Origin of the sequence: Brevundimonas poindexterae (assembly GCF_020524625.1) — a bacterium.
GTDB classification, from domain to species: Bacteria; Pseudomonadota; Alphaproteobacteria; order Caulobacterales; family Caulobacteraceae; genus Brevundimonas; species Brevundimonas poindexterae_A.
The window spans coordinates 846,136-860,188 of the sequence record NZ_JAIVLL010000002.1 but is presented as its reverse complement, the minus strand read 5'-3'; the positions used below and the strand labels follow the sequence as shown (position 1 = coordinate 860,188).

Here is a 14,053-nt window from a genome sequence, read left to right as displayed (position 1 = left end):
CAGGGTCTCAATGCGGACCGGTTCAGGCCAGGGCGGCGCGAACCTTGTCGGCCACGGCCTTGAAGCCGGCTTCGTCGGCGGCCATCGCGGCCAGAACCTTGCGGTCCATCTCGATGCCGGCCTTCGACAGGCCGTGCATGAACTGCGAATAGGTGAAGCCTTCCAGGCGGGCCGCAGCGTTGATGCGCTGGATCCACAGGGCGCGGAAGTTGCGCTTCTTGGTGCGGCGGTCGCGATAGGCGTACTGCCCGGCGCGGTCCACGGCGGCCTTGGCGGCGCGGATGGTGTTCTTGCGGCGGCCGTAGAAGCCCTTGGCCTGCTTCAGGACCTTCTTGTGCTTGGCGTGGGACGTAACGCCCCGGGTAACGCGAGCCATGATGTGTGTCTCTTCGAGAAGCGCCCCTGAGATCGGCCGCGCGGCGGCTCAGTGGTTCAGGGACGAGGTTTCAAACTGATGCGGTGGGAGATCTCGTGATGCGACGCCGATCAGGCGTACGGCATGTACGACTTGATCTTCTTGGCATCGGCATCCGACATCACCTGCGTGCCGCGGTTCTGGCGAATGTACTTCGAGTTATGGCTGATCAGCCGGTGGCGCTTGCCCGCCACGCCGGCCTTCACCTTGCCCGAGGCCGTCAGTTTGAAGCGCTTCTTGGCGCCCGACTTGGTCTTCAGTTTCGGCATTTTCACTCTCTCTCTTGAAGCCACCGCCCCGGGACCAGAGGTCCGATCGGGAACGGAGAGCGGATGAACGGTCGCCAAGGCATGCCTGTTCGCCCGACGACCGGTACGCGAAGCCGCGCGTCATACGGCAAGGCCCGCCCGAAGGCAAGGGCCGCCCCGGCTCAGTCCGGCGGGTTGTGATCCAGCAGGAAGGCCATCAGGGCGGTGAGCATCTGCAGGCGGGTGCTGGATCGCGACAGCCAGTGATCTTCGCCATCCAGTTCGACCAGCTCGACCGGCTTGCCGGCGCGACGCAGGGCCTGGGCCATCAGCCGGCTTTGCTCGACGGGCACCACCGTATCGTCGCGGCCATGGATCAGCAGGATCGGCGCGTCGGCCTGCTCCGCGAGCCGGGAAGGCGACCGCTCATCCAGCGACCGGTCGCCGAGCCGCTCGGCGCCCATGAAGCGGTTCCAGTAGCGCACGGCTGCATTCTCGTCCTCGGCCCGCATGCGAGCCTCCCGATCCACCATGCGACGCAGGTCCGAGACACCATTGACCGAGACAGCGCAGCGATAGACCCCCCGATCCAGTGTCGGGCCGGCCAGGGCCGCATAGCCACCGTAGCTGGCGCCCACGATGCAGACGCGCGCCGGATCGATCACGCCCTGCCCGGCCAGCCAGCGCACCCCGTCGGACAGGTCGGTCTGCATCTTGCGGCCCCATTCGCCATAGCCAGCCTCAAGGAAGTCCCGACCATAGCCCGTCGAGCCGCGGAAATTCGGCTGGAGAACCGCATAGCCGCGCGAGGCAATCGCCTGGGCCCACCAGTCAAATCCCAGCACATCGCGGGCCGCGGGTCCGCCATGCGCGAGCACGATCAGCGGCAGGCCCTGGGGTGTCTCTACTCCCGGGGGAAGGGTCAGATAGCCGTGGATTTCCAGACCGTCGGCCGCCGCATAGGTGACCGGCTGGATCGGGGCAACGCGGTCCGGGCCGATGTCCTGATAGGCCGCTCCAATCGCATTGAGCGCGCCGGCGTCGAGATCCAGCAGATAGTAGGTCCCGGAGTCGCCGGTCCCGCTCGTGAACAGGATGGCCTTGCGGTAGTCCTCGCTCCAGCTGAGCAGGGTAGGTGCCAGGTCGGGCAGGGTAGCCCGGGCCGTGTCCCACAGGCGCTGGGCTTCCGGGTCGACAAAGCCATAGGTCGGCAGGTCTCCCTCGAGGCCGACCGCACCGACCAGTCGACCGGTCGAGGGATGGAACCACAGCGAGCGGGCCCGGAAACCAAACCGTAGGGGCTGCCACTCCCCGGTCTTGAGGTCGACTTCAAAGAACTGGCCGGGCTCGCCCTCTGCCGGATCTAGGTCCGGCCGGTCGACCCCCATGATGACGCTGTCGCCATTCACCCCCAGCCCGAGAAGCGAGGGCAGGTCGATCGGGGCCACCGTCTCCCAAACCTTGCGGAAATTTCCGTCTTCGTTGCGGATCAGCAGACTCCAGTCTCCCGTGCGGCTCTGATACTCGCTGCGGGCCACGGTCCGGTCCGTGAGGGGATCGAACACGAAGTCGGTGGTCTCGGGGAACATGGTGTCGGTGAGGCGGGCGCGACCGGAGTCCGGGTCCACACGGTAAAGGTCGACCCGCTGCGGCCGCTCGGTCGAAAAGGCTCGAACCAGAATGTCAGGACGCCCCTCGCCAGGCACCACGGTGACGTGACTGAGCAAGGCCGGGAACATGCCTCGCGTGGTCGTCAAAAGCGGGACGACCCGGCCGGTGGAGACATTGTAAACCTGTCCGGCGGCGAATTCGGTTTCCTCGACGCCGAGGGTGCGCGCGGCCTGGGTCTCGGTGGTGACGACCAGAATCCGGTCCTCTCCCAGCCACTGCAAATCCCGGACCTTGGCCTCGCCGACCCCGACATTGGCCAGGGGCGCGAGAGCGACCAGGTCCATGAGGATCAGCCGACGCTGCTCGCCGGCGACGCTGATGAAGGCAAGGCGCTGGCCCGCCGGGGACAGCTGGACCAGCTCAAGCGACGGCAGTGCGCCATAGGCTTCCAGCGGAAGGGGTGCGGCCGCCTCGACCGGGGATGACAGGGTCTGGGCTGCAGAGGCCACCGGAAGGCCAAACAACACCAGCAGGGCCAGCATCACCCCGAACAACCGCTCCGGTCTCATGGCAGCCCCCCAGCCGCGGCGCCCTAGCGGGGTGCCAGGATCATGATCATCTGGCGGCCTTCCATGCGCGGGGCATATTCGACCTTGGCGACTTCCTCGAAGTCGGCCTGGACCTTGTTGAGCAGCTTCATGCCCAGTTCCGGGTGGGCCATCTCACGGCCCCGGAAGCGCAGGGTCACCTTGACCTTGTCACCGTCCTCGAAGAAGCGGTGCATGGCCTTGGCCTTCACATCATAGTCGTGGGTGTCGATGTTCGGCCGAAGCTTGATTTCCTTCAGCTCGACGATCTTCTGCCGCTTGCGCGCCTCGGCCTTCTTCTTCTGCTCCTGGAAGCGGAACTTGCCGTAGTCGAGAATTTTGCAGACCGGGGTCTCGGCGTTCGAGACCATCTGCACCAGGTCCATACCGGCCTCTTCAGCGGCTTCGAGCGCCGCGGCCAGAGGCATGACGCCCTGTTTTTCACCGTTTTGGTCGATCAGGAGCACGCGCGCGGCGCGGATATCCTGGTTCATGGGCGGCCCATCCTTGACGGGCGGTGTTTGCATCGGACGGCGAATGGGCGTCGTTTCCTTGTGTGGTCAAAAGGGATATCGCGGATGTCGTGCGGAAACGCGCGGCGGACCGCCCCGTTTCCTGACGGGACAATATGCCCCCGGATGCCCGTTTCTTCAAGGCGCGGGGACGGAACGCCCCCCGGGCCATGCGTCATGCAGGTCGACCACGGCAGAAAAGACACGCTCGACGGTCAGGTCCTCGATGGGGGCGAACTGGCCCCGGGTCTCGTTCGAGGCGACGGTGCGGGTGCGGGGACCCCAGGGTCCGTAGAGCCACCATTCGGTCGGGCCGAACAGGCCGAGCGTCGGCTGGCCAAGGGCGGCGGCCACATGCATCAGGCCCGAGTCATTGCCGACGAACAGGGCGGCACGGTCGATCGCGGCGGCCGAACACAGGATGTCGCCCTTGCCCACGCAGTCGATGCCCCGGTCCCCGGCGGCTTCGAGCGCGGGGGTGGCCGGCGGCCGGTCACCGGGGCCGCCCACCGGCATGAAGCGCCAGCCGTCGAAGCGGGCATCGGCGGACAGTTTTTCGACCAGCTGGCCCCAGCGGTCGGCGGGCCAGGACTTGCCCGGCTGGTGGGCGATGGGGGCGAGCGCGAGGATGGGTCCGGGGCCCGCTCCCCCCTGAAGCTGCGGATCAATGACCGCCGCCGCCTCGGCGCGGGCCTGATCATCGAGGAAGATTTCCGGATCGAGCGGCGCCTCTGCCCCCATCAGGCGCGAGACCATCTCGACCTTGCGCAGCCCGGTTTCCCACTTGCGGGTGTAGACCACGCGACGCCGGGCGGGGACGGTCCAGGCCAGGGCCGAGCCGCGGATATCGACCACCAGATCCCAGCGCGTGCCGCGTACCTGCTGCCACAGGTCCAGCCAGTGGCCGGACATCGGCTTCTTGTCGAGAACGATGACGCGCTCCACCCCGGGCGCGGACCGGAACAGGGGTGCAGGCGGCCGGCCCGCCGCCACCGTGATGCGGGCGCCAGGCAGCTGGCGGCCGATCTCGCGGATCACGCCGGAGGAAATCACACAGTCGCCGATGCGGTTGGAGCTGACGAACAGGACTCGGGGCGTCTGGGTGACTGTGGGGGCGGGGGCCATGCAAATCCGACTTCGCTTCCGGGGCCGGGTCTGGCTATCAGGGTCTGAAGCCCATGGCGAGAGGAGCCGGCAATGCGCGCACCCGACATCGACTATCTGGCCCGCCCCGACGGCGCACGCCTGGCCCTGAAGCAGGTCGAGGGCGACGGCCCGGTCGTGCTGTGGGTCGGCGGCTTCCGCTCGGACATGGAGGGGACCAAGGCGCTGGCGCTGGATGCCGCGGCGCGCGAGCGGGGCTGGGCCTTCGTCCGTTACGATCACTTCGCCCACGGCCAGTCGTCGGGGAACTGGCGCGACGCCACCGTGGGGCGCTGGTGCGACGACGCTGCGGCCCTCGTCGATCACCTGACGGGGACAACCGGGCGAACGGTCATTCCGGTCGGGTCCTCCATGGGCGGCTGGGTGGCGCTGAACCTGACGCTGGCCCGACCGGCGGCGGTGAAGGCCCTGCTGCTGATCAATCCGGCGCAGGATTTCACCGAGCGGCTGATGTGGCCCGAGTTGCCCCCGGAGCGGCAGAAGGAGGTGCTGGAGCACGGCGAGACAGTCATGCCCGACGAGGGGCTGGGCGCCTATCCGCTGACCCGCACCATGTTCGAGGAAGCCCGGGCCCGGATGCTGCCGGAAGGACCGCTGCCGATCCGCTGCCCGGTGCACATCCTTCAGGGGCGGCAGGACACGTCAGTGCCCTGGCGACACCAGCTGCCGCTGGTCGAGGCGCTGGAAGGGGCCGATGTGCGGCTGGACCTGATCGCCGGGGGCGACCACCGGCTGTCCGGACCCGCGGACCTGACGCGCATGGTCGAGGCCGTGGAGCGGCTCAGGTCAATCTAGAAGGTCGAGAGCCCGGATCAGGCGCCGACGCGACGCAGGCCGTCGGCGGTGGCGGGGCGCTGCTCGCCACCCGACAGGATGACGCGGTCGATACGGGTCTTTTCGGCCCGGAAGGCCGCCAGATCGGCGCCGCCGAGGATGGTGCCCTCCTGGGTCTTGACCCCGGCCGGATTGATCCGCTGGCCGTTGCGCCAGATTTCGTAGTGCAGGTGCGGGCCGGTCGAGGCGCCGGTCGAGCCGACATAGGCCACGACCTGGCCCTGACGAACGCGCGTGCCGGCACGGATGCCCGAGCCATAGCGGGACAGGTGGCCATATCCGGTTTCCAGCCCGTTGGCGTGGCGGATGCGCAGCCAGTTGCCGTAACCGCCCCAGCGGCGGGCCTCAACCACAACGCCGTCGGCGGGGGCCAGCACCGGCGTGCCCGTGCCGGCAGCAAAGTCGATACCTTGGTGCATGCGGCGGTAGCCCGAGATCGGGTGGCGACGATAGCCGTAGGAGGAGCTGACGCGGGCGCGGTCCAGCGGCGTGCGCATCATGGCCGAGCGCATGTTCTTGCCCGAGGCGTCGAAATACTGGGCTTCGGCCGAGTTGGCCGGCTTGAAGCGATAGAAGACCTGGCCCTTCAGCTCGGCATAGAGCAGCTCGCCAGCCTCAACCACGCGACCGCTCTCGGTCACAGTCTGGCTGAAGACCATCACGAACTCGTCCGAGGCGCGGATATCGCGATCCAGGTCGAACTTGTGCGAGAAGAGCTGGGTGGCCTTGCGGATCACCTGGGCATTGGCCCCGGCCTGACGCGCAGTGGCGTAGATGGAACCCTTGACCTGGCTGCGCACCACGACGGTCTCGTGCGTGACCTTTTCCTCGATGGCCCGCAGACGCAGGGCGCCGTCAAAGGTGCGCGAGACGGTCAGCTGGCTGGCCGGTCCGGTGCGCATGGTCAGGCCGATCAGGCGCGCCCCGCCCCGTCCGCCGCGCGGCTGGGCAATGGCAGTCTCGAACCGCAGGCCTGCACGCAACTCGGTGACGTCATAGGCGTTGGCGATGGTCTGGGTGACGGCGCGGGCCTCTTCTTCCGGGATACCGGTGCGGCGCACGGCCTGCTCGAAGGTCTCACCCTTGCGGATCTGGACCGGAATGGCCTCCGGGGTGCTCATGCCCACCGGGGTGCCGGCGGCGGCGATCGCTTCGGCTTCCAGCTCGGTGATGTTCTCGGCGACGACCGCGACGGGAACCTCGGCCCTTACAGGGTGGTAGACCCGACCGGCCAGCATGGCGACCACCAGGGCCGCGCAGGCGGTAAAGACATGAGGCGCAAGGCGCATCGGTTGGCGGCGCGGATCAAATTGAGCCATCGTTTCCCGACAAATCGACGACGCCAGCGCGGCGCCACACGTGATACCAGCAAGTTCCGGGCCGAAGACGCCCCTCCGTAACCGGAGGACCGCCTATAGCCCGTCAGGCCCTGAATGTGAAGCGCAAGGGTTACGAAGCCTTAACGGCCAAGGCTGTTTTCCCGTAAGTCCATGCGCCACACCGAGAACAAACTGCGCTGTTTCGAGTTACGGTCGCGTGCCGCCCCGTCTTTTCTATTGCTTCACCCCCGTCTGCGACAGAAGGTCTCGCGGTTTTCACTAGTGTTCTTGAGGCCACTACTCAGTGTTCCGGATGCAACATCAAGGCCTCGCCCCCCGTCCGGGTGACCGGAATCGCGACACCCGTCAGGCCGGCTGTCCCGCAGGGGAACAGGCCGGTTGAGCGCCCCTTCGCCACCTTCGACCGAGCCTTCGCCGCCCGCACGGCGCCGCGCCGCCGGCACCGCCGGACGGGTGGCGCTCGGCATCCTGCTGGGACTGCTGGTTCTTCTGGCGGGCCTCTATGTGAACCGTCGCCATGTGGCGCGCGAGGTGCTGGTCGGCTGGCTGGACCGGCAGGGGATCGCGGCTGACGTTGAGGTCGAGCGTTTCGAACTGGATGGCTTTATCGGCCGCGTCCGCATCGGCGATCCGGACAATCCCGACTTTTTGGCTGAGCGGGTCGAGGTCGACTACAGCCTGACCGCGCCGTGGTCCGCCTCGGGTCTGGGGGCTCGCCCCAGCCGAATTCGCCTGGTCGGCCCCACGCTGCGCGGCACCTGGCGGGAGGGTCGCTTCAGCTTTGGCAGTCTCGATCCGCTGATCGAGCGGTTTACCGGTCGACCGACCCAGCCCGAGGCAGCCTCGCCCCTCATCCTGGTGGAACAGGGTCAGGTGCGCCTGACCACTGACTGGGGCCCGGTCGGCATTCTGGCGGACGCGCGCATCGAGGACGGGCGTCTAAAGCGGCTGACGGCCGAGGTGCCCAAGGCCTCGCTGGCGCTGGACGACCAGTCCATCCAGGGCCTGACCGCCACGCTCGACCTGATCACCGAGGGCGACCGCAGTACCCTGAAGCTGGCCGCGCGTGCAGACGCCATGACCGCGCCCGACCGGGATGTGCGTGACGCGGTCCTGACGCTCAATGCCACCCTGCCCTACCCCACCGGAACGCCGCTGAGGCTGGACGGCCCCGGTCAGATCGATCTGGATCTCAAGGCCGACGCGGGTCGGACCGGTACGACCTCCGGTCAGACGCTCTCGGCCCGCCTCGCCGGCCGGGGTCAGTTCGCCGGCGTTCTGACCCGCCCGGTCTTCGATGGGCAGGTCGACGGTCGGCTGGATGGCCAGCGCGTACAGGTCGCCGGTGTGGACGCGCGCGCCGTCTCGACCACCCTCGACGCGGCCGCCCTCCGCCTTGATCTGTCCGGCACCTCGCCGCGCTGGAGCCTGTCCGGCCCGGTACGGGTCCACATGGACCGGGCCGCCGCCGAAGCCTTTGCCGGACAAGGGATCACCCTCGAGACAGCGCGGCTGGAGGCCGGGGGTCAGGACGGACGCTTCGAGGTCACCGGCCCGTGGTCGGTTTCGGCCGACCGCCTGTCGTCAGGCGATCTCGTGCTGACAAACACTTCGGGCCGGGTCGATCTGGACCTCATATCCGACGCCGGTTTGACGCTGGCCGGGCGGCTGGAGGCCCGCGGCGGGCGCTGGCCCCTGCTGGGGCAGCCCGCAGCCGACGACGTGCCCGAGCTGGCCGCGATGAAGGCGGCGCTCGGCGATTTCAGTCTTGTGGCGCCGGCCTTTACCTATCGCTCAGGGAGCGGCGGCGGTCGGCTGGACCTGACCCAGGCGGCGGTCCTGCGCCCCCGCAGCGGTGGCGCCCTGACGATTGCACCGACCAGCGCGCCCGTCCTTTCGCTGAGAGACGGACAGGCGCCGGGCGGCCAGTTTCGCATCACCGCCACGCGCGGCGGGGGCCTGCCCGAGGCGGACCTGGCCATCCCGCGCTGGACGCTGGAGCCCGGCGGATTCTCGGCCGACTTCAACGGCCGCGCCGCGCTGGATTTCGGGCTGGGCCGCGGCCTGAGCGTCCAGGGCGGGGGTCGCCTGCGGAACGACAATGGCGTGGTCAGCATCTCCACGACCCAGTGTCTCGGCGTCACGGCGGAACGGCTCGAACTGGGTGAGAATGACGTCACCGACCTCAATACTGGCCTGTGCCCGACCGGGCGCGCGCCTCTGGTGCGGATCGCCAATGGCGACTGGCGGGTCGACGGGCGGCTGGCAGACGGCTCGGGCAGCGCGCCCTTCCTCGCGCTGGAGGTCGAGGACCTGTCCGGCGGACTGGTGGCCACCGGCCGCCCGTCCGGCATGTCGCTGGATCTGATCGTGGCCGACGCCGAGGTCGTCGATGCCACCCGGCCGATCCGCTTCAACCCGGTCACCGCCCGGGGCGAGGCCCATATGCGGGGCGAGTCCTGGACCGGGGACTTCACCCTGTCGCGCGCGTCGACCGTCGTCGCAACGCTCGACCTTGCCCACGACGGGACCACCGGAATTGGTGGCGTGGACATTGCGACCGGCGATCTGGTGTTCGCCGAAGGGGGCCTTCAGCCCTCGGACCTGACCCCCATGGGCGCCGATGTGCTGGGTGAACCGGTCACCGGGACCGCGCGGTTCGACGGGCGCATCGCCTGGACGGAAGAGGACGGCACCAGCACCGGACGCCTCACGCTCGACAATCTGGGCTTCTCCAGCCCCGCCGGGCGGGTCGAGGGGGTCGAAGGCACGATCGAATTCACCAGCCTTGCCCCGCTGACGACGGCACCGGACCAGTCGTTGACGGCGCAATCCCTGGAAGTGGCCGGCGGCGTGTCCGATCTCGGCGCCACCTTCACCCTCGACAAGGCGGCCCTGACCGTTTCAGGCGCTACGCTGTCGGTGGGCGAAGGCCGGGTCACGGTCGAACCGTTCGACATTCCGCTGGATCCAGCCGTCGCCTGGAGCGGCACCATCCGCGTCGAGCGCCTGCAGCTGGGCGATCTGGTGGCGGGCGCGGGCTTTGGCGACAAGGTCCAGCTGGATGCCGTCGTTTCGGGCCGCGTGCCGTTCGTGCGCAGTCCGGACGGCCAGATCCGCATATCAGGCGGCACGCTTGACGCCATTCAGCCCGGGCGCCTGTCGATCCAGCGCGAGGCCCTGTCCGGCCTTGAGGCCGGCGGCGGTGGCGAGGACGTACCCCCCAATACGGTCGAGGACCTGGCCTATCAGGCGATGGAGTATCTGGCGTTCGACACCCTGACCGCCCGTGTCGACAGTCTGGACGAGGGCCGGATCGGCGTGCTGTTCCGGATCAGGGGACGGCACGATCCACCCGAACGGCAGGAGCTGCGGCTGGGCTGGATGGACCTGATCCGCCGCGACTTCCTGGGTCAGGAGCTGGAGCTGCCGTCCGACACCGGCATCAACCTGACGCTCGACACCACCTTCAATCTGGACCAGATCATTTCGGACATTCTGGCGCTGAACCGCGCCCGGCGCGGCGAAGCCGACCCGCCGGCATCCGAATGACCTGCACCATGCGCCGACTTGTGCGTTCAGACCCTGTTCACCCCCGCGGGCGCTGTATGGCCGCATCGAATTGAGGAGACTTCCGGATATGAGGCCACCTTCGCCCCTCCGCCTTGCGCCCGCCCTTGTCATGGCCGCCACGGTCCTGTCGCTGGGCGCCTGCACGCCGACGGTCCGGCTGGAAGTCGCGCCGATCGAGATCTACGCCAAGCTCGATGCCGATGTGCGGGTCCGTCTGGATCGGGAGCTGCAGCAGCTCCTGGTCGAAAACCCCAACCTGTTCTGATGATCGAAACCCTGAAGGGTATGACCATGTCTTTCCGCAAACTCTTCGTCATCGCCGCCGCTGTCGCCGCCCTCGGCGTCGCCGCGACCAGCGTCTTCGCCCAGTCGGCTGAACAAAAGGCCATGGTCGACCGCGCCAAGGCCGAGGGCATCGTCGGCGAACAGTCCGACGGCTATCTCGGCTTCCGGGTGGCGTCGTCGAGTGCCGCCCTGACCGAGGCCGTCGAGGTGATCAACCAGGGCCGCCGTCAGGCCTATGCCCGCAGCGCGGCCGAAGCGGGCACAACCACGGCCGTTGCCGGTGCGGTGATGTTCGAAAACCAGCTGCTTCCGCGCATCACCTCGGGCCAGTGGTACCGCACTGCCGACGGTCGCTGGGTGCAACGCTAGGCCGGGGCTAGACCCGGATATCCAGATAGCTGCCGGGGCGCAGGGGGCGATCCGCCGCCTGCGCCTCGCCTTGTGCGCCCTGCGTGCTCACCGGCGTCTGCGTGACAGTGAGGGCCTTCGGGGGGGCCGTCGCCTCGGCTCCGGCCAGCGCCGCCCGGAAAAAGGCCGCCTGGGCCTGACGCGAGGCCGGGGTCGGCGCCGACTGGGTCGGACCGTTCAGCGGGGCAGGCAGGAAGGGGCGAATCTCGCTCATCCCCGATACCTTAACAGACGCGGTATATAAGTCGTTAACGCGGGCGCTCGGCCGGGGCGTTGAGGGCGTCAACCAGACGGCGCACGTCGGCCGCATCGGTCAGGGGCCCCGTGTGCTTGGCGACAATCCGGCCATAGGGGTCGACCGCATAGGTCTCGGGCACGCCGGCGATGCCCAGCTCCAGCCCGGCACGGCCCTCAGCGTCCACCAGCACCATGGCAAAGGGATCGCCCAGTTCGTCGAGGAAGGCGCGCGTGGCGGCGGGCTCATCCTTGTAGGCGATACCCACAATGGCGATCCCCTGATCCTTGAGCGCCATCAGGGCGGGGTGCTCGATACGGCAGGGCCCGCACCAGGACGCGAACAGATTGATCAGCATGGGCCGCCCGACGCCGGCGGTCTTGAGATCGACCTGACCGGGCCCCGCAACCGCCCCGGTCAGCATGGGTAGGACGGTTTCCGGCACCGGCTGGCCCACCAGGGCATCGGGCTTGTAGGCCGGGTCCCGGTTGAGCGCCCAGACGCCGAACAGGACCGCCAGTCCCAGCAGCACCACCAACGGAAGTACAGCCAGCCAGCGCTTCATTGGTCCGGCCCCTTGACCCGATCCAGCTCGCGCCGCCAGCGCCGGGCCTCAGCCACACAGCGGGCCACGACCGCGCCCAGCACCACGACCGTGATGCCCCACGCCGGCCAGACGAAGGCGACATAGCGGCCCATATCCAGATCAAACATGGCGGTCCTCCCGGGCCTGACGGGCGCGCATCGCCAGCACGCGGCGTCGCATGATCTCGGTATGCAGGGTGGTCAGCCAGATCGCCAGGAACAGGGCGAAATAGGCGGCCATCATGATCAGCAGCGGCCACAGATAGGCGGGGTCCAGACTGGTGCCCCCGGCCCGCAACAGCGACGCCGGCTGATGCAGGGTGTTCCACCAGTCGACCGAGAATTTCACGATCGGCAGATTGATCAGGCCGACCAGACCCAGCACCGAGGCGGCGCGGGCGGCGCGCCCCTCGTCGTCGAAGGCCCCGCGCAGGACCGCATAGGCGATATAGAGCAGGAACAGCACGAGCATGGAGGTCAGGCGCGCATCCCAGACCCACCAGGTGCCCCACATGGGCTGGCCCCACAGGGCGCCGGTGATCAGGGCCAGACCGGTATAGGCCGCACCCGGCAGCACAGCGGCCCGCGCCGCCGCATCGGCCAGCGAGTGCCGGAAGATCAGATAGAACAGGCAGCTGAGGCCCAGCGCGCCATAGACCGCGAGCCCCAGACTGGCCGCCGGCACATGGATGAACAGGATGCGGACGGTGTCGCCCTGGAGGGCATCCTCGGGCACGCGGAAGGCCCAGACGGCGCCCGTGATCAGCAGTCCGGCCGCGATGACCCAAAGCGGGGCGATCAGCGGTCGGGTGACGCGGGCAAAGGTGTCGGGATTGGCCAGACCGAACATGGGCGCGGCTTACCCCCCTGACCGGGAGGCGGCAAGCGGCCTGCATGTCGCGCCGGTCCGCGCGGTCCGGTTCATGTCCGGCTGCCCCTCAGGCCTGCGGCTCCGGCCAGCACCCCCACCACCCCGGCCACCAGAACGCAGGCCGCCAGCAGCGCCAGCGCAGGGCCGGGCGAGCGGCCGTCCGCCTGGGCGACCAGCGCACCCGCCCCGAAGATCACCGGGGGCAGGAACAGGGGCAGGACGATGACGGCGATCAGCAGGCCGCCCTTGCGCGCCCCGATGGCGAGCGCCGCTCCCAATCCGCCGGTAAAGGAGAAGGCCAGCGCCCCAAGGGCGGCCGTCACGGCCAGCAGCGGCAGCTGGTCAGGGGCGAGGCCGAGGCTGATGCCGACCGGCAGCGTCATGAGCGCGAGCGGCAGGCCGATGGTCAGCCAGTGGGCGAGGACCTTGACCCCCACCACGGCTTCGTCCGCCAGCGGCCCCATCGCCAGAAGATCAAGCGTCCCGTCCTCGAAATCGCGCTCGAACAGGCGCTCGAGGGTCAGCAGACTGGCGAGCGACAGCGCCAGCCAGACCAGTCCGGGCGCGAGGTTGGCCAGTTGATCCAGCTGCGGCCCGGCACCCAGAGGGACGATGACGGCAAGGCTGAGCAGGAAGCCACAGGCCAGCAACGGACCCCCACCCCCGTTCCAGGCCAGGGCCATCTCGCGCCGCAAAAGAAGCCCGGCGCCGTTCATGCGGCCCCTCCGACCGGGCAGGTCCGCGCCGGGATCGGCAGGGGATCGTGCACGGCGGCCAGCACCATGCCGCCCCCCTCGAGATGGGCCTGAAGGATCTGGCCGACCTCGGCGCGCCAGTGAGAATCCAGTGGCGACAGTGGCTCGTCCAGCAGCCAGACCGGACGGGGCGCGGCCAGCAGGCGTGCCAGGGCGAGGCGCCGTCTCTGTCCGGCCGACAGGCGTCGCACCTCGAGCGGCAGCAGGGCTCCGAGCGCGAGTCGGCGAACCGCCGCCTCCATGGCTTCCACCGTGCCGCCACACCAGCCGACCTGGAACGCGAGCTCGTCCGCAGCCGTCCGGCCCGAGCGGAACCCGTCCTGATGGCCCAGCAGGTGCAGATGCCGGGCCCGGGCCTCGGCCGGTTCAAGCGCCTGTCCGCCCTCTTCGAACCGCACCGCTCCGGCCACGGGGGCAAGCAGGCCGGCCACGACCCGCAACAGACTGCTTTTCCCCGCGCCATTGGCCCCGGTCAGGGACACGGCCTCGCCCGGTGCCACATCCAGATCCAGCCCCTCGAACAGGGTGCGGTCACCGCGCCGGACGGCAAGGTCCTTGAGGGAAAGGGTGATCATTGGCCGGACGCCGTGTTGCGAGCGGCTCTCAATGTCCATGACGCTGACAGGGATA

Annotated in this window: 16 protein-coding genes; 4 read left to right on the top strand and 12 right to left on the bottom strand. The window is 68.9% G+C overall.

Annotated features, from left to right (window positions below; all coding sequences use genetic code 11):
* Positions 1-22: 22 nt before the first annotated feature.
* From rplT to LC068_RS10550, 5 genes are all read right to left on the bottom strand, one after another.
* Positions 23-376 carry a 50S ribosomal protein L20 gene (gene rplT / locus LC068_RS10570; RefSeq protein ID WP_209118970.1) on the bottom strand — a complete coding sequence of 118 codons (354 nt, stop codon included), beginning with the start codon at positions 374-376 and terminating at the stop codon, positions 23-25.
* A gap of 110 nt (positions 377-486) precedes the next feature.
* Entirely contained in the window at positions 487-684 is a 198-nt protein-coding gene (gene rpmI / locus LC068_RS10565) for a 50S ribosomal protein L35 (RefSeq protein WP_209118968.1), read from the bottom strand.
* A gap of 161 nt (positions 685-845) precedes the next feature.
* The gene (locus tag LC068_RS10560) at positions 846-2,843 is read right to left on the bottom strand and encodes an alpha/beta hydrolase family protein (protein WP_226636999.1); all 1,998 of its coding nucleotides are present in this window, start codon (positions 2,841-2,843) and stop codon (positions 846-848) included.
* A gap of 23 nt (positions 2,844-2,866) precedes the next feature.
* Positions 2,867-3,388, bottom strand: a complete 522-nt coding sequence (infC, locus tag LC068_RS10555; RefSeq protein WP_209118965.1) for a translation initiation factor IF-3 — start codon at positions 3,386-3,388, stop codon at positions 2,867-2,869.
* 123 nt (positions 3,389-3,511) lie between these two features.
* On the bottom strand, positions 3,512-4,498 hold the full coding sequence (locus LC068_RS10550; RefSeq protein WP_226636997.1) for a glycosyltransferase family 9 protein: 987 nt from the start codon (positions 4,496-4,498) through the stop codon (positions 3,512-3,514).
* Positions 4,499-4,570: 72 nt separating this feature from the next.
* Between LC068_RS10550 and LC068_RS10545 the strand changes: the two genes are divergently transcribed.
* Positions 4,571-5,332, top strand: a complete 762-nt coding sequence (locus LC068_RS10545; RefSeq protein WP_226636995.1) for an alpha/beta fold hydrolase — start codon at positions 4,571-4,573, stop codon at positions 5,330-5,332.
* A 17-nt stretch (positions 5,333-5,349) separates the two neighbouring features.
* On the opposite strand, the gene LC068_RS10540 is transcribed toward LC068_RS10545, so the two are convergent.
* Positions 5,350-6,660 carry a M23 family metallopeptidase gene (locus LC068_RS10540; protein ID WP_226636993.1) on the bottom strand — a complete coding sequence of 437 codons (1,311 nt, stop codon included), beginning with the start codon at positions 6,658-6,660 and terminating at the stop codon, positions 5,350-5,352.
* Between the two features lie 429 nt (positions 6,661-7,089).
* Between LC068_RS10540 and LC068_RS10535 the strand changes: the two genes are divergently transcribed.
* The 3 genes from LC068_RS10535 to LC068_RS10525 all read left to right on the top strand — a co-directional run bounded on the left by LC068_RS10535 (position 7,090) and on the right by LC068_RS10525 (position 10,938).
* On the top strand, positions 7,090-10,263 hold the full coding sequence (locus LC068_RS10535) for an intermembrane phospholipid transport protein YdbH family protein (RefSeq protein WP_226636991.1): 3,174 nt from the start codon (positions 7,090-7,092) through the stop codon (positions 10,261-10,263).
* A gap of 130 nt (positions 10,264-10,393) precedes the next feature.
* Positions 10,394-10,549, top strand: a complete 156-nt coding sequence (locus tag LC068_RS10530) for a YnbE family lipoprotein (protein WP_209119024.1) — start codon at positions 10,394-10,396, stop codon at positions 10,547-10,549.
* A 26-nt stretch (positions 10,550-10,575) separates the two neighbouring features.
* A complete protein-coding gene (locus LC068_RS10525) occupies positions 10,576-10,938 on the top strand; it encodes a YdbL family protein (RefSeq protein ID WP_226636988.1) in 363 nt (120 codons plus the stop codon).
* 7 nt (positions 10,939-10,945) lie between these two features.
* Here the strand turns inward: LC068_RS10525 and LC068_RS10520 are convergent, their stop codons facing one another.
* From LC068_RS10520 to ccmA, 6 genes are all read right to left on the bottom strand, one after another.
* Complete coding sequence (locus LC068_RS10520) at positions 10,946-11,191, bottom strand: hypothetical protein (RefSeq protein WP_226636986.1); 246 nt, start codon at positions 11,189-11,191, stop codon at positions 10,946-10,948.
* Positions 11,192-11,225: 34 nt separating this feature from the next.
* Positions 11,226-11,777, bottom strand: coding sequence for a DsbE family thiol:disulfide interchange protein (locus LC068_RS10515; protein ID WP_226636984.1), 552 nt, complete (start codon positions 11,775-11,777; stop codon positions 11,226-11,228).
* Complete coding sequence (gene ccmD / locus LC068_RS10510) at positions 11,774-11,926, bottom strand: heme exporter protein CcmD (protein WP_226636981.1); 153 nt, start codon at positions 11,924-11,926, stop codon at positions 11,774-11,776. The genes LC068_RS10515 and ccmD overlap by 4 nt, the downstream gene beginning before the upstream one ends.
* Positions 11,919-12,647, bottom strand: a complete 729-nt coding sequence (gene ccmC / locus LC068_RS10505) for a heme ABC transporter permease CcmC (RefSeq protein WP_226636979.1) — start codon at positions 12,645-12,647, stop codon at positions 11,919-11,921. The genes ccmD and ccmC overlap by 8 nt, the downstream gene beginning before the upstream one ends.
* A gap of 71 nt (positions 12,648-12,718) precedes the next feature.
* The gene (ccmB, locus tag LC068_RS10500; RefSeq protein WP_226636978.1) at positions 12,719-13,384 is read right to left on the bottom strand and encodes a heme exporter protein CcmB; all 666 of its coding nucleotides are present in this window, start codon (positions 13,382-13,384) and stop codon (positions 12,719-12,721) included.
* A complete protein-coding gene (gene ccmA / locus LC068_RS10495; RefSeq protein ID WP_226636976.1) occupies positions 13,381-13,998 on the bottom strand; it encodes a heme ABC exporter ATP-binding protein CcmA in 618 nt (205 codons plus the stop codon). Before ccmA ends, ccmB begins: the two co-directional genes overlap by 4 nt.
* Between the last annotated feature and the right edge of the window lie 55 nt (positions 13,999-14,053).

Coding starts and splice junctions, on each gene's coding strand:
- rplT (WP_209118970.1), bottom strand. CDS start 376: ATGGCTCGCGTTACCCGGGGCGTTACGTCCCACGCCAAGCACAAGAAG.
- rpmI (WP_209118968.1), bottom strand. CDS start 684: ATGCCGAAACTGAAGACCAAGTCGGGCGCCAAGAAGCGCTTCAAACTG.
- LC068_RS10560 (WP_226636999.1), bottom strand. CDS start 2,843: ATGAGACCGGAGCGGTTGTTCGGGGTGATGCTGGCCCTGCTGGTGTTG.
- infC (WP_209118965.1), bottom strand. CDS start 3,388: ATGCAAACACCGCCCGTCAAGGATGGGCCGCCCATGAACCAGGATATC.
- LC068_RS10550 (WP_226636997.1), bottom strand. CDS start 4,498: ATGGCCCCCGCCCCCACAGTCACCCAGACGCCCCGAGTCCTGTTCGTC.
- LC068_RS10545 (WP_226636995.1), top strand. CDS start 4,571: ATGCGCGCACCCGACATCGACTATCTGGCCCGCCCCGACGGCGCACGC.
- LC068_RS10540 (WP_226636993.1), bottom strand. CDS start 6,660: ATGCGCCTTGCGCCTCATGTCTTTACCGCCTGCGCGGCCCTGGTGGTC.
- LC068_RS10530 (WP_209119024.1), top strand. CDS start 10,394: ATGGCCGCCACGGTCCTGTCGCTGGGCGCCTGCACGCCGACGGTCCGG.
- LC068_RS10525 (WP_226636988.1), top strand. CDS start 10,576: ATGTCTTTCCGCAAACTCTTCGTCATCGCCGCCGCTGTCGCCGCCCTC.
- LC068_RS10520 (WP_226636986.1), bottom strand. CDS start 11,191: ATGAGCGAGATTCGCCCCTTCCTGCCTGCCCCGCTGAACGGTCCGACC.
- LC068_RS10515 (WP_226636984.1), bottom strand. CDS start 11,777: ATGAAGCGCTGGCTGGCTGTACTTCCGTTGGTGGTGCTGCTGGGACTG.
- ccmD (WP_226636981.1), bottom strand. CDS start 11,926: ATGTTTGATCTGGATATGGGCCGCTATGTCGCCTTCGTCTGGCCGGCG.
- ccmC (WP_226636979.1), bottom strand. CDS start 12,647: ATGTTCGGTCTGGCCAATCCCGACACCTTTGCCCGCGTCACCCGACCG.
- ccmB (WP_226636978.1), bottom strand. CDS start 13,384: ATGAACGGCGCCGGGCTTCTTTTGCGGCGCGAGATGGCCCTGGCCTGG.
- ccmA (WP_226636976.1), bottom strand. CDS start 13,998: ATGATCACCCTTTCCCTCAAGGACCTTGCCGTCCGGCGCGGTGACCGC.